This window comes from Streptomyces sp. NPDC048590, assembly GCF_043199535.1.
Classification (GTDB): Bacteria; Actinomycetota; Actinomycetes; order Streptomycetales; family Streptomycetaceae; genus Streptomyces.
The window spans coordinates 140,475-161,798 of record NZ_JBICWC010000013.1; the positions used below are offsets into that span (position 1 = coordinate 140,475).

The 21,324-nt window shown below is 71.5% G+C and carries 16 protein-coding genes and 1 tRNA gene; 5 read left to right on the forward strand and 12 right to left on the reverse strand.

The genetic code is table 11. From position 1 onward, the window contains the following. Window positions 1-30: 30 nt before the first annotated feature. The 3 genes from ACGFNN_RS31370 to pgsA are packed head-to-tail and all read right to left on the reverse strand — an operon-like array spanning window position 31 to window position 2,788. Complete coding sequence (locus tag ACGFNN_RS31370; protein ID WP_393561015.1) at window positions 31-1,191, reverse strand: glycosyltransferase family 4 protein; 1,161 nt, start codon at window positions 1,189-1,191, stop codon at window positions 31-33. Continuing rightward, the gene (locus ACGFNN_RS31375; protein ID WP_393561016.1) at window positions 1,188-2,111 is read right to left on the reverse strand and encodes a phosphatidylinositol mannoside acyltransferase; all 924 of its coding nucleotides are present in this window, start codon (window positions 2,109-2,111) and stop codon (window positions 1,188-1,190) included. The genes ACGFNN_RS31370 and ACGFNN_RS31375 overlap by 4 nt, the downstream gene beginning before the upstream one ends. Further along, window positions 2,108-2,788: a phosphatidylinositol phosphate synthase gene (gene pgsA, locus ACGFNN_RS31380; RefSeq protein ID WP_362554074.1), complete on the reverse strand. Its 681-nt coding sequence runs from the start codon at window positions 2,786-2,788 to the stop codon at window positions 2,108-2,110. Before pgsA ends, ACGFNN_RS31375 begins: the two co-directional genes overlap by 4 nt. 274 nt (window positions 2,789-3,062) lie before the next feature. Between pgsA and ACGFNN_RS31385 the strand changes: the two genes are divergently transcribed. Then, entirely contained in the window at window positions 3,063-5,264 is a 2,202-nt protein-coding gene (locus ACGFNN_RS31385) for an elongation factor G-like protein EF-G2 (RefSeq protein ID WP_393561018.1), read from the forward strand. 178 nt (window positions 5,265-5,442) lie between these two features. Further along, complete coding sequence (locus tag ACGFNN_RS31390; RefSeq protein ID WP_393561020.1) at window positions 5,443-7,113, forward strand: hypothetical protein; 1,671 nt, start codon at window positions 5,443-5,445, stop codon at window positions 7,111-7,113. A 60-nt stretch (window positions 7,114-7,173) separates the two neighbouring features. Here the strand turns inward: ACGFNN_RS31390 and ACGFNN_RS31395 are convergent, their stop codons facing one another. Next, window positions 7,174-7,734, reverse strand: coding sequence for an HIT family protein (locus tag ACGFNN_RS31395; RefSeq protein WP_393561022.1), 561 nt, complete (start codon window positions 7,732-7,734; stop codon window positions 7,174-7,176). A 66-nt stretch (window positions 7,735-7,800) separates the two neighbouring features. On the opposite strand from ACGFNN_RS31395, the gene ACGFNN_RS31400 reads away from it, so the two are divergent. Beyond that, window positions 7,801-8,475, forward strand: coding sequence for a potassium channel family protein (locus ACGFNN_RS31400; RefSeq protein WP_393561024.1), 675 nt, complete (start codon window positions 7,801-7,803; stop codon window positions 8,473-8,475). Window positions 8,476-8,506: 31 nt separating this feature from the next. On the opposite strand, the gene thrS is transcribed toward ACGFNN_RS31400, so the two are convergent. From thrS to ACGFNN_RS31415, 3 genes are all read right to left on the reverse strand, one after another. Continuing rightward, the gene (thrS, locus tag ACGFNN_RS31405) at window positions 8,507-10,483 is read right to left on the reverse strand and encodes a threonine--tRNA ligase (protein ID WP_393561026.1); all 1,977 of its coding nucleotides are present in this window, start codon (window positions 10,481-10,483) and stop codon (window positions 8,507-8,509) included. A gap of 98 nt (window positions 10,484-10,581) precedes the next feature. Further along, complete coding sequence (locus tag ACGFNN_RS31410; RefSeq protein WP_393561028.1) at window positions 10,582-11,826, reverse strand: hypothetical protein; 1,245 nt, start codon at window positions 11,824-11,826, stop codon at window positions 10,582-10,584. Then, entirely contained in the window at window positions 11,826-12,425 is a 600-nt protein-coding gene (locus ACGFNN_RS31415) for a DUF4365 domain-containing protein (RefSeq protein WP_362554041.1), read from the reverse strand. The genes ACGFNN_RS31410 and ACGFNN_RS31415 overlap by 1 nt, the downstream gene beginning before the upstream one ends. A 194-nt stretch (window positions 12,426-12,619) precedes the next feature. Here ACGFNN_RS31415 and ACGFNN_RS31420 point away from each other — a divergent pair, with 194 nt between their 5' ends. Beyond that, window positions 12,620-13,345: a 3'-5' exonuclease gene (locus tag ACGFNN_RS31420; protein WP_362554044.1), complete on the forward strand. Its 726-nt coding sequence runs from the start codon at window positions 12,620-12,622 to the stop codon at window positions 13,343-13,345. A 61-nt stretch (window positions 13,346-13,406) separates the two neighbouring features. On the opposite strand, the gene ACGFNN_RS31425 is transcribed toward ACGFNN_RS31420, so the two are convergent. Then, window positions 13,407-13,478: transfer RNA gene (locus tag ACGFNN_RS31425), tRNA-Val, on the reverse strand. A 114-nt stretch (window positions 13,479-13,592) separates the two neighbouring features. On the opposite strand from ACGFNN_RS31425, the gene ACGFNN_RS31430 reads away from it, so the two are divergent. Next, the gene (locus ACGFNN_RS31430; RefSeq protein WP_393561030.1) at window positions 13,593-16,001 is read left to right on the forward strand and encodes an SCO7613 C-terminal domain-containing membrane protein; all 2,409 of its coding nucleotides are present in this window, start codon (window positions 13,593-13,595) and stop codon (window positions 15,999-16,001) included. 54 nt (window positions 16,002-16,055) lie between these two features. Here ACGFNN_RS31430 and ACGFNN_RS31435 read toward each other — a convergent pair whose 3' ends face one another. The 4 genes from ACGFNN_RS31435 to ACGFNN_RS31450 all read right to left on the reverse strand — a co-directional run bounded on the left by ACGFNN_RS31435 (window position 16,056) and on the right by ACGFNN_RS31450 (window position 21,320). Beyond that, window positions 16,056-18,803 carry a Tat pathway signal sequence domain protein gene (locus ACGFNN_RS31435; protein WP_393561032.1) on the reverse strand — a complete coding sequence of 916 codons (2,748 nt, stop codon included), beginning with the start codon at window positions 18,801-18,803 and terminating at the stop codon, window positions 16,056-16,058. A gap of 70 nt (window positions 18,804-18,873) precedes the next feature. Continuing rightward, window positions 18,874-19,464: a hypothetical protein gene (locus ACGFNN_RS31440; protein ID WP_393561034.1), complete on the reverse strand. Its 591-nt coding sequence runs from the start codon at window positions 19,462-19,464 to the stop codon at window positions 18,874-18,876. Between the two features lie 6 nt (window positions 19,465-19,470). Beyond that, on the reverse strand, window positions 19,471-20,331 hold the full coding sequence (locus ACGFNN_RS31445) for a carbohydrate ABC transporter permease (protein ID WP_393561035.1): 861 nt from the start codon (window positions 20,329-20,331) through the stop codon (window positions 19,471-19,473). Next, entirely contained in the window at window positions 20,328-21,320 is a 993-nt protein-coding gene (locus ACGFNN_RS31450; RefSeq protein WP_362554059.1) for a sugar ABC transporter permease, read from the reverse strand. Before ACGFNN_RS31450 ends, ACGFNN_RS31445 begins: the two co-directional genes overlap by 4 nt. Window positions 21,321-21,324: the final 4 nt, after the last annotated feature.

Sequence of the window (21,324 nt, forward strand, 5' to 3'; positions counted from 1 at the left end):
CCAGGTTCCCCCGGTACGAAAGGGCCTCGGTCAGTCCCGGGCGAGACCGAAGCGCGCACGGAGGCCCGTGCGCTCGTCGGTGTCCACGGCGGCGGCCCCGTCGGTGACCGTCTCGTACACCGCCAGGATGTCCGCCCCGACCGTGGCCCAGTCGAAGCGGCGCACGTGGGCGGTCCCCCGCTCGCGCAGTCCGGCGCGGCGTTCCGGGTCGCCCAGCAGCCGGATCGCCGCCTTCGCGAGCGCGTCGGCGTCCTCGTTGGCGAAGAGGTCGCCCGCCGCGCCCTGGTCGAGGACCTGGGCGAAGGCGTCCAGGTCGCTGGCGAGGACGGGCGCACCCGCCGACAGCGCCTCGACCAGGATGATGCCGAAGCTCTCGCCACCGGTGTTCGGCGCGACGTACACGTCGACGCTGCGCAGCAGGCGCGCCTTGTCCTCGTCGCTGACCATGCCGAGGAACTCGACGCGCTCTCGCATCCGGGCGGGGAGCGTGGCGACCGCCTCCTCCTCGTCGCCGCGCCCCGCCACCAGCAGCCTGGCCTCCGGACGGGCTTCCAGGATCGCGGGGAGCGCCTTCATCAGGACCGGCAGCCCCTTGCGCGGCTCGTCGATGCGCCCTATGAAGCCGATGGTCCCGCCCTGCCACTCGGCCTTGGGCTCGGCGCGGGCGAAGAAGTCGACGTCGACGCCGTTGGGGATGACCACGGCGTCCCCTCCGAGGTGCTCGACCAGGGTCCGCCGGGCGTACTCGCTGACGGCGATCCGGGCGCTGATCTTCTCGAGAGCGGGCTGGAGGATCGGGTAGGCCGCGATCATGGCCCGGGAGCGGGGGTTGGAGGTGTGGAACGTCGCCACGATAGGCCCCTGGGCGGCCCAGCAGGTGAGCAGGCCGAGCGAGGGCGAGGTGGGTTCGTGGATGTGGATGACGTCGAACGTGCCGTCGGCGAGCCAGCGCCTGACCCGCGCCGCGGACAGGAACCCGAAGTTCAGCCGGGCGACCGAGCCGTTGTACCGGACGGGGACCGCCCGTCCCGCGGAGACCACGTACGGCGGGAGGGGCGTCCCGTCGTCCGCGGGCGCGAGCACCGAGACGTCGTGGCCGAGACGGATCAGATGCTCGGCCAGGTCGCGGATGTGGAACTGCACCCCGCCCGGAACGTCCCAGGAGTACGGGCAGACGATGCCGATCTTCACGGAGTTTCTCCCTGCGGTTCCAGGTCGGAGAGCCAGAGCCGCTGCAGCATGTGCCAGTCCTGCGGGCTCTCGGCGATCCCGGTGGCGAAGGCGTCGGCCAGCGCCTGGGTCATGGAGGAGGTCTTCTCCGCGCGGGTGCCCGACCCGGGTACGGGGACCGGTGGATGGACCCGGGCCTTCATCACGGGTGTGCCGTCGTACCGGAGGGTGACCGGCAGCAGCAGGGCACCGGTCTGCTGGGCGAGCAGGGCGGGGCCGGCGGGCATGCGCGCGGTGTCGCCGAAGAAGTCCACCTCGACGCCGGAGGCGGACAGGTCTCGGTCGGCGACCAGGCAGACCAGGCCGCCCGAGCGGAGCCGGCGGGCCAGGGTCCCGAAGGCGGCGCCTCCGTTGTGCGGGAGGACCTCCATGCCGAGGCCCTGGCGGTAGGCCACGAAGCGGTCGTAGAGCGTCTCGGGCTTCAGCCGCTCGGCGACCGTGGTGAACGGGACCTTCAGGTCCGTGGTCACCCAGGCGCCCGCCAGGTCCCAGTTCCCCAGGTGCGGCAGCGCGAGGACGACGCCATGCCCGGCGTCCAGGCCCTCGGTGAGCCGGTGCGCGTCGGCGACCTCTATGGACGCCTTGATGCGTTCCGGGCTCCAGGCCGGCAGCCGGAAGGACTCCATCCAGTAGCGCATGTACGAGCGCATGCCGGCCTTCGACAGCTCGGCCAGCCGGGCAGCGTCCGCGTCCGGGACGACCCGGGCAAGGTTGGACTCCAGGCGCAGCACGGACTTGCCCCGCCGCTTCCACACCTGGTCGGCCAGGGTGCGGAAGAGCGCGGCCGCGGCCGGCTCCGGCAGCTTCTTGACCGCGCCCCAGCCCAGACCGTAGAGCCCGTCGGTCAGCCGTCCCCGCAGGTCCGATCCGGTGGAGCTCACGGGGTGGCCTCGCTCTCCTGCCCCGCGCTCCCGCCTCGGGCGGCCGCCGCGTCGGCCTCCGCCGACTCCCTGCGTACGGTCACCACGCGCTGGACGAGGGTCACCAGGCTGCCCGCGGCGACGATCCACAACGCGATCGGCAGCAGGATCTGGATCCCGGGCACGCCGAAGCCGTGCAGTCCGGCGAGTCCGGCGGCCACCAGGGAGATCACGAGGCGCTCGGCGCGCTCGACGAGACCGTTCACCGCGACGGGCAGGCCGATCGACTCGCCGCGCGCCTTGGTGTACGAGACGACCTGACCACTGGCCAGGCAGAAGATCGCGACGGCGCACAGCACGTCGTCGTCGCCACTGCCCGCGTACCAGAGCGCGAACCCTGCGAAGATCGCGCCGTCCGCCACCCGGTCGAGGGTCGAGTCGAGGAACGCGCCCCACCGGCTGGAGATCCCCGCCTGGCGGGCCATGTTGCCGTCGACCAGGTCGGAGAAGACGAAGAGGGTGATGACGATCGTGCCCCAGAAGAACTCCCCCATCGGGAAGAAGACCAGCGCACCTGCCATCACCCCGGCCGTGCCGACGAGGGTGACCGCGTCCGGGCTGACGCCGAGACGGAGCAGCAGAGCGGCGAACGGTGTGAGGACACGCGTGAAGAATGCACGCGCGTACTTGTTCAGCATGGCCTTCCCGAGGGTTCGGTGCCGAGCGGCCCCTTCGGCCGTCGGCTGGCCCATCGTAGTCACGCGCGGCACCGGGCAGAGGTGGGTACCCCGTCCCGCGGGTGTCCCGGAAGCCCGGGGGCTCGCGTCGGATGGACGGCCCCGCGCGCGGGTGAAAAGCTCGAATGACCGCGGGCGTCGCAGAAGCCGCCGCGCCGGCTCCCTCCCGCCCGTGCATCCGCTGCCCGCTCCTCGCGGGCCGAGCGCACGCGCAAGCGACCGGGAGGCACACGTCATGCGAGACAGGACGCACACAGGCACCGGGGCCGCGGGAGGGGCGCCGAAGGCCGGCCCGCCCGCCTCCGTGCGGAACGTGGTGCTGGTCGGCCACAGCGGTTCGGGCAAGACCACGCTGGTGGAGGCCCTGGCGCTGGCCGCCGGCACGGTGAACAGGGCGGGCCGGGTCGAGGACGGCGCCACCCTCTCCGACCACGAGGAGATCGAACAGCGGCGGGGGCGCTCGGTACAGCTCTCGGTGGTCCCGGTCGCCTGGGACGACCACAAGGTCAACCTGCTGGACACACCCGGCCACCCGGACTTCGTCGGAGAGCTCAGGGCCGGTCTGCGGGCGGCGGACGCCGCCCTCTTCGTGGTTTCTGCGGCCCAGGAGGCGGACGCGGTCGCCGGTGCCTGCCGCGCGGTGTGGGAGGAGTGCGCGGCGGTCGGGATGCCGCGGGCCGTCGTGGTCACCCACCTCGACACCGCGCGCACGTCGTTCGACGAGGTGGTCCGGATCTGCGGCCGGATCTTCGGGCGGGGCGATCCGGACGCGGTTCTGCCGCTGTACCTGCCGGTACGGGGTCCCGAAGGTCCGGACGGGCACGCTCCGCTGACGGGACTCACCGGGCTGCTGACCGGCCGGGTCTCCGACCACTCCTCCGGGGAGCGGGTCGAGGCGCCTCCCTCCGGGGGCCGGCTGGAGTCCTACCGTGCGGCCCGCGGTCGGCTCGTCGAGGGCATCATCGCCGAGAGCGAGGACGAGACCCTCATGGACCGCTATCTCCGCGGTGACGAACTGGACACCGCGACGCTGATGGACGATCTGGAGCGCGCCGTGGCGCGCAGCTCCTTCCACCCCGTACTCGCCGCGGCGCCGGCCTCCGGCGGCGGCCGGCAGGGCGTCGGCACGGTGGAGCTCCTCGATCTCGTCACCCGTGGTTTCCCGTCCCCGGAGGAACGGGCCGTGCCCGGTGTCACCACCCCGGACGGCACCCCGCGTCCCGCGCCCGCGTGCGATGCGGAGGCACCCCTGCTGGCCGAGGTGGTGAAGACCTCGTCCGACCCCTACGTCGGTCAGGTCTCCCTGCTACGCGTCTTCTCCGGAACTCTCCGCCCGGACGACACCGTGCACGTGTGCGGTCATGGGCTCACCCACCCCCGGGACGCGGAGAGCCCCCGCCACGAGGCCGATGTGAGGATCGGCGCCCTCTCCTCACCCTTCGGCCGGCAGCAGCGCCCCCTCGACGCGTGCGTCGCCGGAGACCTGGCCTGCGTCGCCAAGCTGGGCGGCGCGGAGACCGGCGACACCCTGTCCGGCGACGGCGATCCGCTCCTGATGGAGCCGTGGCCCCTGCCGGACCCGCTGCTGCCGGTGGGCGTCCGCGCCCACGGGAAGGCGGACGAGGACAAGCTCTCGCCGGTCCTGTCCCGCCTCGTCGCGGAGGACCCCGCCCTGCGCGTGGAGCAGAACCAGGACACCGGTCAGACCGTCCTGTGGTGCATGGGCGAGGCCCACTCCGAGGTCGCTCTGGAGCACCTGCGCACCCGGTACGGGGTACGGGTGGACACCGAGCCCCATCGGGTACCCCTGCGCGAGACGTTCGCCTCCAGGACCGTCGGCCTCGGCAAGCACGTCAAGCAGTCGGGGGGCCACGGCCAGTACGCGGTCTGCGAGATCGAGGTGGAACCGCTGGCACCCGGGACGGGCGTCGAATTCGTCGACGAGGTGGTCGGCGGCTCGGTGCCGCGGCAGTTCATCAGCTCGGTGGAGAAGGGCGTACGCGCCCAGGCCGCGCGCGGTGTCGCCGCGGGGCATCCCCTCGTGGACGTACGGGTGACCCTGCTCGACGGGAAGTCCCACTCGGTGGATTCCTCGGACGCGGCCTTCCAGACCGCGGGGGCGCTCGCCCTGCGCGAGGCGGCGGCCGGCACCCGGGTCCAGCTCCTCGAACCGGTGGCCGAGGTCGGTGTCCTCGTCCCGGACTCCTTCGTGGGCGCCGTCATGAGCGACCTCGCGGGACGGCGCGGGAGGGTCGTCGGAACGGAGCAGGACACCGGGGAGCGCACGCTGGTGCGGGCGGAGGTGCCGGAGGCGGAGATCGGGACGTACACCGTCACCCTGCGCTCCCTGACGCACGGCACCGGCCGGTTCGAGCGGGCGTACGCCCGGCATGAGCCGATGCCCCCACAACTCGCCGAACGCCTGCGCGAAGGGTGAGAACGCGTCTACCGGCCGCCCCTGACCGGTAATGTCCTCGTGCAGCCGCCCCGTACGTGAACCCGGAGCGCCCCGGGGCCCCCGGGCGATATTCTGTGGTCCCAGCTCAGAAGGTGTGCGACGTACGGTAGTTGGGAACAGCCGCAGGAGCAGGCCGTGCGGGCGAGTGGGGGCGACAGTGGCCAGTGACGGATTCGATTTCTCTCCCGGAGCGCAGATCCCGCTCCAGGGTGCGGGTGCGCAGGCGGTGGCGACCAACGCCCTCGCGTCGGCCGCGTACCGCGACAGCGATGTGACGGAGATCCTCAAGGCCAACAGCGAATGGCACAAGTCCGAGGTCAAACCCGGTGATTCCAAGCTGTTCAAGTCCGACTACTTCAAGCCGAATCTGGGCGAGGCGTACTCCCGTGCCGTCCAGGAACGCATGCTCGGCGGGGACCGCAAGGCGCTGATCCAGTCCTTCGGCACCGACCCCCAGACCGTGGTCGAGCACTGTCTGTCGGCGACCGGGCTGCGCAAGGCCCGAGACACCAAGCTGACCCTGGTCACCGCCGTTCTCGGTGTCCTCTTCCTGCCCGGCCTGCTGTTCTGGGTCCTCGCCTTCCGGCTGCGGGACTCCCTGAACAAGTCGACGGACAAGTTCTTCCAGGCTCTCGGCGGCATGCTGCTGGTCGTGCTCGGCGGACTAGCGGCGGTCTTCCTCATCGCGATGCCGCTGACCGGTCTTCCGGCGCTGTACCTGCGCGCCGCCGCGATCGCCCCTCTCATCGGCTGGCTGCTGGCCAAGCGGATCGCGGAGACCTCGGTGCGCGACCTGCGGGCGCGGTGGGAGGGGTTGTTGTCCGGCACCGGCGTGATCGCGAAGATCCCCGAGGCCGCACCGAAGAATCCGAACGAGACCGCCCGCGAGGCGCTGCGCCAGAGTCTGGAGAAGCTCGCCGCCGAGCAGCAGTCGAACTCCGTCTTCTACGCGGGCCCCAAGGGCATCCTCGGCATGGGCACCCGATGGGGAGGCTGGCATCTCGCCGAAGAACTCGTTCCCGCCGACCCCGCCAAGGAGATCCACCAGTTCCGCAGCTGGGACGTCGTGCGCGCCATCCACGACCAGCTGAAACTGCTGGAGCGCGGCCCGCTGAACACCGGCGGTTTCCCGACGCCGTCCGTCAAGCACTGGATCGTCTCGCCCATCGGCGAGAACGCGGACTCGGTCTCACGCCCCGAGGGCGAGGACGTGGCCACCTTCCAGGTCAAGCCGCACGAGATCCAGCGCATCTGCAACCACCAGCAGTTCGGCAGCGGCGACCGCCACTATCTCGGAGTCCAGTTCACCCTCTGGGACGGCCAGTTGGTGGTCACGATGCTGATCACCGTCACGGTGCTGCACGAGACCCTGCGGATCGAGGTCACCGGGCATGCCCTGGGGCCCGTTCACTCGCTCTTCCTGAGCAAGCCGGAGGCGCCCACCAAGACGGTCAAGAAGACCGTCAGGTTCTGGGAGACCCGCAAGGTCGCGCTCCCGCTCATCGAAGCGAGCGAGGTGGTCCGGCTGTCCCTCAGGGCCCCCCTCACCTGGTATCCGCCGCTGCTGGACTACCTCGGCGGCAAGATCGTCCTGCCGGAGCCGTTCGGCCTGCGCCACGCATGGGCCGCCCAGCCGTGGGGACACCGCTTCATGGCCGACGACGCCATGCGCACGGCCACCCCCGTACTGCGCGTGGTGCACTCCGCCGCCAAGCAGGTGCTCAAGGAGCACGGCGTCGACACCGAGCGCTTCGACACCCGTTCGTCGATCCTCAGCGGCCTGGTGCAGGACGCCTCCCCCAGGAAGGCCGACCTCTACGACGCCTGAGGCGCGGCCCGCACTCCCGGGTTCGGCGTACGACCGCCGCGCCCGGGAGGCCTGCAGACATCAAGCGGCCGGCCACACCGCGGCGAGCATCGACCGGGTGTCCCCCAGCAGCTGCGGAAGCACCTTGGTGTGCCCGACGACGGGCATGAAGTTGGTGTCCCCGCCCCAGCGGGGCACGACGTGCTGGTGGAGGTGCGCGGCGATGCCGGCGCCCGCCTCCGCACCCTGGTTCATGCCGATGTTGAAGCCGTGCGCCCCGGACGCCGCCCGCAGCGCGACCATGGCCCGCTTGGTGAAGTCGGCCAGCTCCGCGGTCTCCGGGCCGTCCAGCTCGGTGTAGTCGGCCGCGTGCCGGTACGGCACCACCATGAGGTGCCCGCCGTTGTACGGGTACAGGTTGAGCACGGCGTACACCTTCTCGCCCCGCGCGACGATCAGCCCGTCCTCGTCCGACTTCGACGGGATCTCGCAGAACGGACAGCCGTCCCCCGCCCCCGGGCCGCTCGGCTTGCTCTCACCCTGGATGTAGGCCATCCGGTGGGGCGTCCACAGACGCTGGAACGCGTCGGGCGTCCCCACTCCGATCTGCTGTTCCGGCTCACTCGTCATGCCGGTCAGCATATTGCGTCACTCCCGCCGCGCGTGTCGCCGGGGCCGGGGCCGCCGGCGCACCGCGATGCTGACGCCATGAGTGACCGCAGCGCCCCCGACACCGGCCGGCTCAAGGAATGGGAGGACCGCACCGAGGTACCGCTCTTCGCCGCGGCACTGGTCTTCCTCACCGGCTACGCGGTCCGTGTCCTGGCCCCGCTCGGTTCGCAGCCCTGGCGGGACATCGCGCTCGCGCTCGTCGCGGCGACGTGGCTGCTCTTCGTGGTGGACTACGTCGTCCGGCTCCGGCTGAGCGGCCTGGGAGCGCGCTTCGTCCACACCCACTGGCTGGACACCGCGGTCGTGATCCTGCCGCTGCTGCGTCCGCTGCGCATGGTCAAGGTGTACACGGCGGTGCAGCGGCGTACGGACAAGCCCAAGCTGAGTCTCTACGCCCGGGTGATGCTGTACGCGAGCCTCACCTCCGGCCTCCTGGGGTTCTCCGCCGCACTCGCGGTGTACCACCAGGAGCAGGGCGCGCCCGGCTCCACGATCCGTACGTTCGGCGACGCGGTGTGGTGGGCGTGTGCGACGCTCACCACGGTGGGCTACGGCGACGCGGTTCCGGTGACACCGGGCGGCCGGACGATCGCGGCCTTTCTGATGGCCTGCGGGCTGGCGCTGCTGGGCGCGGTGACGGGTTCGTTCTCGTCGTGGCTGGTGGAGCTGTTCCGGCGGGAGGACGAGAAGAGGCCCCCGGGGAGCGCGTAGCGCCGTTCCCCGGGGGCCTCCCGTGTCACCGTCAGACCTGCACGCGGCGCTCCACCACGTCGACGAGCTTGGCGATGGCCTCGTCACGGGCGATGCCGTTCTCCTGCGAACCGTCGCGGTAGCGGAAGGAGACCGTGCCGGCGTTCATGTCGTCGTCACCGACGATGATCATGAACGGGACCTTTGCCTTCTGGTGGTTCCTGATCTTCTTCTGCATCCGGTCCGAGGAGGCGTCGACCTCGATCCGCAGCCCCTTCTTCCGGGCCTCGGCGGCGAACTCCTGGAGGTAGGGGATGTGGGTGTCGCCGATCGGGATGCCGACCGCCTGGACCGGGGCCAGCCACACCGGGAACGCGCCCGCGTAGTGCTCCAGCAGCACGGCGAAGAAGCGCTCGATGGACCCGAACAGCGCGCGGTGGATCATGACCGGCCGCTGCTTGGAGCCGTCCGGGCCGGTGTACTCCAGGTCGAAGCGCTCCGGCAGGTTGAAGTCGAGCTGCACGGTCGACATCTGCCAGGTCCGGCCGATGGCGTCCTTGCACTGCACGGAGATCTTCGGACCGTAGAAGGCGGCGCCGCCCGGGTCCGGAACCAGCGGGAGGCCCTGCTTCTCGGCGACCTGGCGCAGCGTCTCGGTCGCCTCCTCCCAGGTGTCGTCGGAGCCGACGTACTTCTCCGGGTCCTTGGTGGAGAGCTCCAGGTAGAAGTCGGTCAGGCCGTAGTCACGCAGGAGGTTGAGGACGAAGGTGAGCGTCCGGTCGAGTTCCTCCGCCATCTGCTCCTTGGTGCAGTAGATGTGGGCGTCGTCCTGGGTGAAGCCGCGCGAGCGGGTCAGGCCGTGGACGACACCGGACTTCTCGTAGCGGTAGACCGTGCCGAACTCGAACAGGCGCAGGGGGAGTTCACGGTACGAACGGCCGCGCGCGTCGAAGATCAGGTTGTGCATCGGGCAGTTCATCGGCTTGAGGTAGTAGTCCACCCCGTCGTCGAGCTGCATGGGGGGGTACATGCCGTCGGCGTACCAGTCCAGGTGCCCGGACTTCTCGAAGAGCTTGCCCTTGGTGGCGTGGGGGCTGTAGACGAACTCGTAGCCCTCCTCCTCGTGGCGGCGCCGCGAGTAGTCCTCCATCGCCCGGCGGATGACGCCGCCCTTGGGGTGGAAGACCGCGAGACCGGGGCCGATCTCGTCGGGGAAGGAGAACAGGTCCAGCTCGTTGCCGAGGCGGCGGTGGTCGCGCTTGGCGGCCTCCTCCAGGAACTCCAGGTGCGCCTTGAGCTCGTCCTTGGTGGGCCAGGCGGTGCCGTAGATGCGCTGGAGCATCGGGTTCTTCTCGCTGCCGCGCCAGTACGCCGCCGCGTTCCGCATCAGCTTGAAGGCCGGGATGAAGCGGGTGGTGGGCAGGTGCGGGCCTCGGCAGAGGTCCTTCCAGCACAGGTCGCCGGTCTTGGCGTCGAGGTTGTCGTAGATGGTCAGCTCGCCGCCGCCCACCTCGACATCCGCGCCGTCGTCCGTGGAGGCGGAGCCCTTGATGCCGATGAGCTCGAGCTTGTACGGCTCGTCGGCGAGCTCCTCGCGGGCGGCCTCGTCGGTGACGACCCTGCGTGAGAAGCGCTGGCCCCGCTTCTGGATCTCCTGCATCTTCTTCTCGATGGCCTTGAGGTCCTCGGGCGTGAACGGCTTCTCGACGTCGAAGTCGTAGTAGAAGCCGTCCTTGACCGGCGGGCCGATGCCCAGCTTGGCCTCGGGGAAGAGTTCCTGCACCGCCTGCGCCATCACATGGGCGGTGGAGTGGCGCAGGATGTTCAGGCCGTCCTCGGACGAGATCTCGACGGGTTCGACGACTTCCCCGTCCTCCAGCTCGTACGCGAGGTCCTTCAGCTCCCCGGCGATCCGCGCGGCCACGACGGTGCGCTGCCCGGGGAAGAGCTCGGCGGCCGTCGTGCCCGTCGTCACCACGTGCTCTTCCCGCTCGGAATCGCGTTGGATGATCACACGGACGTCTGACACCGGTCTCTCCTGACTCAGGGGGGTGCGTCGCTTTCCTCTAGCGCGCGAGAGGAATCGTACCGAGCCGGGGGCCCTCGACGCGAAAGGGATACCCGCGGCTACCGTTCCTCCCCCGCGCCGCAGGCCTCCTCGAAGAAGTCGACGTTCTCGTGGAGCGACTTCATGAGCCGGTCGCGCTCCGCCTCGTCCACCTGGACCGGCGCCACCTGCGAGGCGCCGGTGAGCCGCCGGAACCCGCCCCGCCTCTCCAGCCTGCCCTCCACCCGCAGCGGAAGGCCGACCAGGTGGGCGTGCCCGGCGATCCGGTACGCCTCCTCGTCCAGCTCGATCCGCACGTGCGCGACCTCGGCCCCGGCCAGCACCCGCAGCCGTACGACGCCCGGGCCGCGCGGCCCGGAGCGGCGCAGCCGTACGACGGCCCCGGTGATCCGGACGGGCACGGCGGGCTCGTCGCGCAGATAGCGCGCTCCGGCGAGACGGAGGGCGGGCAGGTCGCCCGGTGAGAACTCGACGGGGCCGGGGCGGGCCGGGCATCCCTCGGGAGTCCCCGCGGCGGGCGCCCAGGCCAGGCTGATCCTGGTGGACTCGGCACCCCGGACGAGGTCGACGACCGCCTCCGTGAGCTCCCGGCACACCCCGGCGGCGACCGCGGCGTCGAAGGCCTCCATGCCCCCGGTCGCACGCTGGTAGTCGACCGCTTCCCGGGTCGCGTGCAGCGCCGCGTAGAGCTGTACGGCGACGGGCCGCCCCGAGGTGACGGGGAGGAAGGCGGTGAGGCCGCGGCCGTCCCCCGCGGGCCCGACGAGGGTGCCGTCCAGCGCGCTCCTGGCCTTCCTCCGGTGGCGGGAGCCGTGGTAGCCCGCCCGGCCGCGTACGGCGAGGGCGCCGGCGAGGAGGATCTGCCGGGCGGCGGTGCGCAGCTGGTCGGCGCCGGTCCATTCGGCGGCGCCGGCGGCCTCCTCGGGGACCTCGCGCCACCAGCGGATCTCGTCGCTGGGGACGGTGAGGGCCACCAGGATGTCCCGGGCGGAAGGGATGGAACCGCGGGCGAGGGCGGTGAGGGCCTCTTCGAGGAGTTCCTCGCTGTCCGGGAACGCGGCGGTGTCCGGTACCAGCAGGCTGGTACCGGCCTGGGCGGGCCCGGGTGGGGTCCAGCGGCTGTACCGCCCCCGCGCTCCCCCGCTGCGGTGCCAGCCGTGCCGGAGCAGCAGGGCCACGAGGACGGCGGGGTCGACGCGTGCCGGGTCGGGCGTCCGGCCGGCCTCCGGGCCGTCGGCGCAGGGGTGGGCGCGGCTGCCCGCCGGGACCGTTCCCCCGGTGGGCTCATCCATCGACCGGTGCATCAGGGTCTCCCTCCCGCCCCGACCCGGGCCATGATGTCGCAGAGTGCGCGGTCGTCGAAGATCCGCGAGGTCGGGACTTTCACGGTGGTCCGGTACCGGCCCGTCACGGGGTGGCCGGCGAGATTCGTCCAGTAGCAGCAGTGGCGCAGGTCCAGGCCCTCGTGCCCGGCCCGGAGCCAGTCGTCCTGGCTTCGGGGCACGAGCATCACGACGAGGATCTTGTGCACCGATACCGGGGTGCGCGCGAGCTTCACCAGGTGGGCGTTGTCGAGGGTGAAGGAGAAGGCGGGACCGGGCGGGTGCGGCGGGATCTGATAGGTGCACTTGAGCTGCACCTTGATGGTCACCTCGTCGTCGACGACGTGTCCGGGGGCACCGTGGCTGACGTGCCAGTCGATGCCGTTGTCGGGAAAGGGCTGCGAGAGCGAGCAGCCCGCCGCGGCTGCTACCGCGTGGAGGTAGCCCACCTGGAGGGTCTCCATGCAGGCGGTGGTGGCGAGTGTGCCGCGCAGCGGTGGTGCGTTCCGCTGCTGCGGCGGCGTTCCCCCGTGGTCCTCGGTGCGGGCGGGACTCCCTGGGTTCGGCTGCGCGAGCGCCATGGCTCCGTGCCTTCCGGGCTGTGCCGACCGGTTGCCCGGTCTCCGCTGGCGGGCTGGTCAACTTCCGTGCCCGTCCCTTCTGTTGTCACCGCAGGAGCCCGTCCGTAAACGGCGTATCAGGCATAGGGTGCGGGTATCACCGAACCGGGCGGAGGAATCCCGTCATCTGCCCTCCAGGCGCGAGGAGTTCGGGGATGATGCATTGGTTCGAGGGGCCGCTGGCGGCTTTTGACACCGAGACGACAGGCGTGGACGTCGAGGAGGACCGGATCGTATCGGCCGCCCTGGTCGTCCAGGACGCGGCGGGCGGACGCCTCCGCGTCACCCGCTGGCTGGTCAATCCGGGCATCCCGGTGCCGCCCGGCGCCACCGAGATCCACGGCCTGACGGACGACCATCTGCAGCGCAACGGCCGGTGGCCCTCACCGGTCGTCGAGGAGATAGCCCGGGCGCTGGCGGAGCAGTGCGCCACGGGGCGGCCGCTGGTCGTGATGAACGCGCCCTTCGACCTGACCCTGCTGGACCGTGAGCTGAGGCGCCACCGGGCGTCTTCACTGGCCGGCTACCTGCGGAACAAGCCGCTGTGCGTGCTGGATCCGCGCGTACTGGACAAGCACCTGGACCGCTACCGCAAGGGCCGCCGCACCCTGACGGATCTCTGCGAGCTGTACGGGGTGCCCCTGGACGGCGCGCACGACGCGGCGGCGGACGCGGCGGCGTCGCTGGAGTTGGTGCGGGCGGTGGGACGGCGGTTCTCGGCACGGCTGGAGCGGCTGTCGCCCGCCGAGGTGCACTCGCTCCAGGCGGTGTGGCACGCGGCTCAGGCGCGTGGGCTGCAGGCCTGGTTCGAGAAGAACGGCACACCGGAGGCGGTGGACACCGCGTGGCCGCTCCGCCCCGCGCTGCCCGCGGCAGCCTGACGTCCCCCGGGTACGCGAGAGCCGGTCCGTCGATGGTTCTGACGGACCGGCTCTTCCCGGGTGGGCGATACTGGGTTCGAACCAGTGACCTCTTCGGTGTGAACGAAGCGCTCTCCCACTGAGCTAATCGCCCGGGAACGGGTTGAACCATACAGGGCCCGGCGCCCCGGGTTCAAACCGCTACTCACCCGGGGTCTGAGTATCAGCGCGCATGCCGGGCGCTGTGGCGGCCGCCACACTCGCCCTCATGAGACATGTGCCGCCGCCCGCCGAGGAATTGGCCCTCCTCGACCGAGAACTGGCCCAGCTGGACGCCCGCCGGGCGCAGCTGCTGAACCGGCGCTCCTGGCTGCTGAGCGTGCTGCACGCGCCGGCCGCCCCGCAGCCCTTCCCCGTGCCCGCGGCTCCGGCCCGTCAGGCATTCGGGCCTCCGGCCCGCCCGGCCGCTCCCGCACACGGCACGCAGAACGTTCTGCTGGTCCTGGGTGGTCTGCTGCTGGCCGTCGCGGCCATCGCGTTCACCCTGTTCAGCTGGGGGGAGATGGGCATCGCCGGGCGTTCGGCGGTGCTGGCGGCGGTGACGGCGTGCGCGATGGCGGCGCCCGCCGTGCTGCTGGCCCGCGGGCTGCCCTCCACGGCGGAGGCGGTGGCCGTGCTGGCCCTGGTGCTGACGGTGCTGGACGCGATCGCCCTCCATGAGGTGGCGGCTCCCGGCACGGACGGTCTCGTGTTCACGGCGGTCGCGTCCGCCGTGCTGACCGTGCTGTGGGTGCTGTACGGGCTGGTGCTCGGCCGGCTGCGGACCCCGTTGCCGGCGGCGGTGGTGGCGGGGCAGCTGCCGCTGGTGTTCACCGCCTGGGCGGCGGGAGCTTCCGCGACCGGCTTCGGCTGGGCGCTCCTGGTGACCGCGGCGGCGGACGTCCTGGCCGCCCGATGGGGCCGTGGCCCCGGCGTGCGGGTCACGGCGTGCGTGGCCGCATGGCTGACGGGGCTGATCTCGATGGCCCTCGGCCTGGGCCTGTCCGTGTCGGCGGGCGGCCCCCTCGCCGCCGCCGCTCCCGCGGTGCTGCTGCTGGGCGGGGCGGGCGTGGCTCTGTTCGGGGTGTGGCGCGCCCCGCGCGAACTGGCGGTGCCCGGCGGCTTCGTGGCGGGTTCGGCGGCCGTGGCCGCCGTGGGCGGGGTGCTGGGTGCGGGGCTGCCGTGGCAGTGGGCGGTCGTGGCGTACCTGGTGTGCGGTGCGGCTCTCGCCGCGGTGCTGCGGCTCCCGGTGCCGCGTCCCGTCGTGTGGGGTGTGATGGGCGCGTCGGTGGCGGTCGTGGCGGCCGCGACGCTCCGGGCGTCGCCGGTGCCCGCCGCCGTCCTGCTGGGGCCTTCGTCCCTCACGGTCGATGTGTGGGCGGGGGCTCCGGAGGGGATCCGGGCCGCTCTGGGACTCTCGGTCCCGTGGTCGTACTCCTCCCCCGTGGTGCTGGCCCTGGCGGCGGGCCTGGCCGCCGCGCTGCACGTCCGGTGGCCTCAGGCGCTGCGGGAGAAGGGCGGGCGGGCGGCCGCGGGGGCCGCCGCGTCGGTCCTGGGCTGGTGCGCCGCCCTGGCCCTGCTCGTCGTCGCGGACGTGCCCTTCCCGGTCGCGCTGGGCGCGGAACTGCTGCTGGTCGCGGCACTGCTGGCGTTGGCGGTGCGCCGCGGGGCGGATGCCCTCGCGGTGACCTGGCTGGTGAGTGCCATGGCCGGAGCGGCGAGCGCGGGTCTGCTCGGGCTGGCCGCCGAACCGGCCACGCACGTGGTGTGCGCGACGCTGGTGGTGATGTTCGGTGCGGGGGCTGCCCGTTCGCGGGTGCCCGTGGTTCGGTCGGTGCTCGCGTGCGCCTGTGTGCTGTGGGCGGTCGCCGCCGCCTGTGCCACCGGGGCGTCACTGGGGTGGAGCGCCCCGCACGCGGCTCCCCTGGTACTGGCGGTCACGGCGGCGACGGTGCTGTTCGGGGCACGCTCTCGGGTGCCGGCGGTCTCGGTCCCGGTGGAGTGCGCCGGGGCGTTCGCCGCTCTGGTCGCGGTCTGCCTGTCGCTGACGGACGCACCGTTCCTGGCGCTGGTGCTGGGCGTCTCCGGCGTGCTGGCCACGGCCTCGGCACTGCGGCCCGAGCGCCGTCGGGTCGCCGGGTGGACGGCCGCCGGTCTGTTCGTCGCCGCGACGTGGGTGCGGCTCGCGGCCTCCGGGGTGACGGACCCGGAGGCGTACACCCTGCCGGTGTCGCTCGCGGCGTTCGTGGTGGGGCACCTGCGCCGCCGCAGTGACCCGGCGGTGTCCTCGTGGGTGGCCTACGGCCCCGCTCTGTCGATGACGCTGGTGCCGAGTCTCCTCGTCGCGTGGGGCGACCCGCACTGGCTGCGGCCTCTGCTCCTGGGTCTGAGCACGCTGGTGATCACGCTGGCGGGCGCCCGGCTACGGCTCCAGGCTCCCCTGGTACTGGGCGGTTCGGTGCTGGCGCTCGACGGTCTGCACGAGCTGGCCCCGCACGTGGTCCAGGTCTTCGACGCTCTTCCCCGCTGGGCGCCCCCGGCGCTCGCCGGGCTGCTGCTGCTCGCCGTCGGCGCGACGTACGAGCAGCGGCTGCGCGACGCGCGGCGGGTGCGGGAGAGCTTCGGCCGCATGCGGTGACGCGGCGGTCCTGGCGGGCCCCGGCTCCGTACGGAGCCGGGGCCCGCCCGCTTCTCAGGCGCCGGCCGGCATCCTGTCACCGAGGAGCGCGAGGTTCTCGATGGCGGCGAGGCCGTAGAGGGCCGTGTCGTTCGTGTAGACCCAGTTCGCCTCGCTGCCGGGGACGGTGGTCACCGGGCCGGTCACCTCCTCGGTCTTCCAGGGCGAGGACTCCTTGTAGCCGTCGCTGTTGTAGAACTTCTCCCAGGCGCGGGCCGCGAGCTTCTCGTCGCCCGTCTGGACGGCGGCGTACGCGTCGAGCCGTGAGTGTCCCTGGAAGAGGATGAGGCTTCCGAAGTCGGAGCCGTAGCGCTCCTTCTGCTCGGCCTTGGTCGCGTTGAAGTACCGGCAGTAGTCGAGGTAGGCCTCCTTGAACTTCGGTACGTCGACGAGGTCGATGAGTTCGGCGCACAGCTCGTTGAGACCGAACACGGCCGAGAGGTGGGAGACGCTGACGACGGGTTCGGCGGCTACGGCGAACTTCCCGGTGTCCAGGTCGTACAGGCCGCTTCCCTGGACGAAGCCGTTGGGCTGGGCCGCGATCGTCTCCATGGTGCCGATGACCCGGGCCTTGGCCTTGGCGGCCTGTGGCCCGCCGCGCTCCCATTCGGTGAGCCACGCGGAGACCAGTCCGCTCCAGTCGGTGCCGAAGCCGACGGACAGGGCGTTCCTGTCGGGTGTGTAGACGTCGGTCCGGACCTTGCGGAGCGGGTCGAGGGCGAGGAACGTCTCGTCGGAGTCGACGTTGGCGCGCATCAGGTCCCCGACGCGTTCGTCGGCGGTGAGGAAGTAGTAGAAGCGCCGGTAGGTGGTGTTGGCGATGCGCTGCTGCTTGGCGCTGTCGGCGTAGTGCTGGATGCCGTGGCGGGTGCCGAGTCCGGCCCACTCGCCGAGGTGGTAGACGTCGACCTCGCCGGTGTGCCGGGTCATGGCCTCGGCGAACCTGAAGATGTCGGCGCGTCCGGACCGCAGATAGGCGTACCAGAGCCAGAGGTCGGGCGAGAGCTCGGAGTTGTCCCAGGCGTAGCCGCCCACGTCGTAGCGCCACTGGTGGCGGGCGGGGTCGTAGGAGTGCATGATGTCGCCGTAGTCCCAGAACCCGTACCAGCGCCGCATCTCGACCTGGTCCTTGTAGTACGTGAAGAGGAAGTCGAGGTGGTCCTCGATCTTCGCCTTGGCGGGGGTCGAGCGGTCGACGGCGGAGAACAGGCCGCCGAAGACCTTCGCGGCCATCAGCTGGGACGGCGGCGCGGCGAGCTGCGGGAGGGTGCGGACGGCCTGGGTCTGCTGGGCGAGCGCGGTGGCGCCGGGGGTGGAGTCGTGGGCCCAGAAGAGGAGTTCGCTGGTGCGGGCGATGCCGTAGGGGGTGCCGAAGCCGGGCTCGTAGTCCTCGTAGGTGATGTTGAGACCTTCTAGCTGCTCGGCGAAGGTGTCCTGTCCGAGGCCGTCGTGGTAGAAGCGCAGGTCCATCGGTTCGGCCTCGGGCGACCAGAGCCAGATGGTGACCTCGGCGGCGTCGGTGTGGGCGTCGCGGATGTCGAGCTGGGCGGGGAACTTCTCCCAGAAGTCGCGGAGTCCGAAGGCGAGTCCGCCGCTCGCGCCTCCGACGTATCCGAAGCCCGAGGCCCTGCGGCCTCCGCCGGCCGCGATCCAGCCGTGGCCCTTCTTGGTGCGCTTGCGCAGGGAGAAGCCGTCGGCGGAGAGCTGGCTGAGGGTGTAGTCGCCCCAGGTGGGGATGAGGTGGAGACGGCTGGTGACGCGCTGGTCCCAGGTGGCGGGGTCCGGCAGCTTCGTGCCCTCGAACTGGGCGGCCTGGACGGCGGCTCCGGGGTCGCGGCGCAGCCCGGTGATGCCCTTGACCGCCTCCCGGAGCATGCCGGTGCCCTCGCCGCCGATGCGGATGTGGCGGTCGTAGGCCTCGTCACGCATGGGGACGGTGAAGCGGACGCCGAGACCGCGGATGAAGTCGCCGCTCGCCTTGCCGGGCTCCTGCTTGCCATCGAAGGTGATCGTGTGGACCATGCGGAACGACTCGCCGCCGGCGTAGAAGTAGAGCCGCACGGAGAAGGGCAGCCACGCCTTGTTGCCCCGGCGGTGCTTGCCCTCGATCCGGACGACGGCCCGGACGGGGCCGCTCTGCTCCACCTCGGCGGTGGTGACGGCGCTCTCGAACCGCTCGTAGGACTCGCGCCCCTGGTCCCCGTCCTCGATCTCCCCCTGGCGGATCAGGACCAGCCGGCCGTCCTTGGCGATCTCGGTGGAGCCGCGGGTGATCGAGGTGATCAGGGAGGACCCGGTCTTCCCTATCTTCGCGGTGATGACGCCGGTGGAGACACTGATGGTCCCGCCGCTGTTCTTGACCGTGACCTTGTGGGCGGGGGCCGCGGGAGTGCCGGCGGTGAGGGCGAACTTCTTGGCGCCCGCTGCCTCGGGGCCCACCGCGTGCGCGGTCCACTTGGCGGAACCGTCCGGCCAGGTGGCGGTCGTCCACGACTGCACGGGGACGTCCTTGCCGTCCTCCGTGGAGAGCGCGAACGTCTGGTCCTTCGGATACTGCCCCTTGGGCCAGGGCACGCCGACCGTGGAGCCGGGCGCGGCACCGAGGCCGCCGGACTCGAGCCAGGTGAGGGCGAACGGTTCGGCGGCGCCCTTCTCGCTCTGGGCCGCCGAGGCGGACGTGGTACCGAGGGACCAGCTGAGCTGTGTTGCCGCGCCGGCCGCCGCGGCGGCCTTCAGGAGCGTCCTGCGGGGCATCCTGGACATGGGTGTGCCTTCCTCCGTGCTGATTGCGGAACAGGGGGACGAACAGGAACGGGGTCGCCGGGGGACGGGGTCAGCGCGAGATATCGCGCTGCCTCACCGCCGTGGCCGCGGCGGCGACGGCCCCGAGAACGGGAGCGGCCAGCGGCAGTACCAGGGCGCCGGACATCACGACGACGGCCATCCCGCAGACGAGGAGCAGGGATCCCGCCGGGTCGCGGACCGTGGTGCGGCCGGACTCGGCCAGCAGGGCACGCCAGCGGGCACCGGGCGCCCAGCACGAGGCCGCGCGTACGACGGCGACCAGGAGGCCGATCATCGCGACGATGCCGACCGCGCCCACCAGCGGGCCTCCGGGCAGCCCCGCCCGGACGGCCGCCAGGTCGAGCACGAGCAGTGCGGCCGCGGCCCAGACGGCCGCGCCGGCCAGCCACCCGCCGCGTGCCGCCTCCCGGGCGTCGGCCGCGAACTCGCGCAGGCCTCCGCGCTCCCCGGCGAGGTAGCGGTGCAGGTGGCGGGTCCCGGCGGCGAAGGCCGCGGGGAAGGTGAGCAGGGGCAGGGAGGCGGCGGTGATCCAGACGCCGACGAGCAGGCATTCGGAGAACAGGGCGAAGCGGTCCATCACGCGCGAACGCCTGGCCGTGGTACGGGACTTCGTCACCATCGCGCGTCAGCCCTTCAGCCCTGAGGTGGCCATGCCGTCGATCAGGTAGCGCTGGAAGGCCACGAAGAAGGCCAGCACCGGGAGCAGGGCGACCAGCGACATGGCGATCATGCCGCCGTAGTCCGCCACCGCGTCCTGGTCGATGAACATCTTCAGCCCCATGGAGACCGTGTACTTGCCCGGCTCGTTGAGGTAGAGCAGCGGGCCCATGAAGTCGTTCCAGGCGTTGATGAAGGTGAAGATGGCGCTGGTGACGAGCGCGGGCCGGCAGAGCGGCATGACGATGGACCAGTAGGTCCGCAGGTGCCCGCAGCCGTCCAGCCTCGCGGCCTCGTCGAGTTCCTTCGGCAGTCCGCGCATGAACTGGACCATCAGGAAGACGAAGAAGGCGTCTGTGGCGAGGTACTTGCCGATGAGCAGCGGGGTGAAGGTGTTGATCAGCTCCAGCTTCTGGAACAGCACGTACTGCGGAATGATGAGCACGTGGTACGGCAGCAGCAGGGTGCCGATCATGATGGCGAACATGATGTTGCGTCCGGCGAAGCGGACCTTCGCGAAGGCGTAGGCGGTGAGCGAGCAGGACAGCACCACGCCGATCACCGAACCCACGGCTATGTAGGTCGAGTTCAGGAAGAACGTCGAGATCGGGATGTCGGCGATGCCCTCGGTGAGCCGGGCGTAGTTGTCCCCGATCGGATCGGCCGGGAACAGGTCCAGGGCCCCGATGATGTCGGCACTGGGCTTGAAGGAGGCCCCGATCGTCCACACCACCGGGTACAGGACCACCGCGAGGATGGCGAGCGCGCCGATGTGCCAGGCGATCGCGCCGGCGCCGCGGCGCCGCAGGCCTGTTGTCAGGAGACTCATCGGCCGCCCTCCTCGTAGTGCACCCAGCGCTTCTGGGACCAGAACAGCACGGCGGTGACCAGGCCCACGGCGAGCAGCAGCAGCCACCCCATGGCGGACGCGAAGCCCATGCGGCTGTTCACGAAGCCTTGTTCGTACAGGTAACAGGTGTAGACGAGCGTCGCGTCCGCCGGGCCGCAGCTGCCGTTGGAGACGATGTAGGCGGAGCCGAAGATCTGGAACGAGTGGATGGTCTCCAGCAGGACGTTGAAGAACAGCACCGGAGAGATCATCGGCAGGGTGATGTGGAAGAACCGGCGCCAGGCCCCGGCCCCGTCCACCTCGGCCGCCTCGTACAGCTCCCGCGGAACCTGCTTCAGGCCCGCGAGGAAGATGACCATCGGAGCGCCGAACTGCCAGACGGTGAGGGCGATCAGCGCGTAGATGATCATGCCGGGGTCGCCGATCCAGCCGCCGACCTCGATCCCGAAGACCTTCTGGGTGCGGTCGACCAGCGCGTCGTCCGAGAAGAGCGCGCGCCAGACGATGGCGGCCGAGACGCTCGCGCCGATCAGGGAGGGTGCGTAGAAGGCCGCCCGGTAGAAGGACTGCCCCCACCGCTTCTGGGCGAGCAGCATGGCGACGGCGAGTGCCGCGGCGAGCTTGATCGGGGTGCCGATCAGCACGTACCAGGAGGTGACCTTGACCGACTGGCGCCAGCGGGGGTCGGCGAACATGTCGGTGAAGTTCTGCAGGCCGATCCAGCGGGGTGCCTCGAACAGGTTGTACTCGGTGAACGACAGGTACAGCGAGAAGACCATCGGTCCGGCGATCAGGAACAGGAAGCCCGCGATCCAGGGCGACATGAACAGATAGCCGGAGAGGTTCTCCCGCCGGTCCCGCCGCTTCCCGGCGGCGGGGGGCGCGTTTCCTCCGGGACCGTTCCGCTTGGTGACGGAGCGGTCGTCCCCGGTGGCGAGGGCACCCGGGGAGGTCTGGATGTGAGTCACCACG

Bases quoted from the DNA above. Each gene is read 5' to 3' on its own strand.
- pgsA (WP_362554074.1), bottom strand. From the start codon at position 2,788: ATGCTGAACAAGTACGCGCGTGCATTCTTCACGCGTGTCCTCACACCG.
- ACGFNN_RS31385 (WP_393561018.1), top strand. From the start codon at position 3,063: ATGCGAGACAGGACGCACACAGGCACCGGGGCCGCGGGAGGGGCGCCG.
- ACGFNN_RS31395 (WP_393561022.1), bottom strand. From the start codon at position 7,734: ATGCTGACCGGCATGACGAGTGAGCCGGAACAGCAGATCGGAGTGGGG.
- ACGFNN_RS31400 (WP_393561024.1), top strand. From the start codon at position 7,801: ATGAGTGACCGCAGCGCCCCCGACACCGGCCGGCTCAAGGAATGGGAG.
- ACGFNN_RS31410 (WP_393561028.1), bottom strand. From the start codon at position 11,826: ATGCACCGGTCGATGGATGAGCCCACCGGGGGAACGGTCCCGGCGGGC.
- ACGFNN_RS31415 (WP_362554041.1), bottom strand. From the start codon at position 12,425: ATGGCGCTCGCGCAGCCGAACCCAGGGAGTCCCGCCCGCACCGAGGAC.
- ACGFNN_RS31420 (WP_362554044.1), top strand. From the start codon at position 12,620: ATGATGCATTGGTTCGAGGGGCCGCTGGCGGCTTTTGACACCGAGACG.
- ACGFNN_RS31430 (WP_393561030.1), top strand. From the start codon at position 13,593: ATGAGACATGTGCCGCCGCCCGCCGAGGAATTGGCCCTCCTCGACCGA.
- ACGFNN_RS31435 (WP_393561032.1), bottom strand. From the start codon at position 18,803: ATGTCCAGGATGCCCCGCAGGACGCTCCTGAAGGCCGCCGCGGCGGCC.
- ACGFNN_RS31440 (WP_393561034.1), bottom strand. From the start codon at position 19,464: ATGGTGACGAAGTCCCGTACCACGGCCAGGCGTTCGCGCGTGATGGAC.
- ACGFNN_RS31445 (WP_393561035.1), bottom strand. From the start codon at position 20,331: ATGAGTCTCCTGACAACAGGCCTGCGGCGCCGCGGCGCCGGCGCGATC.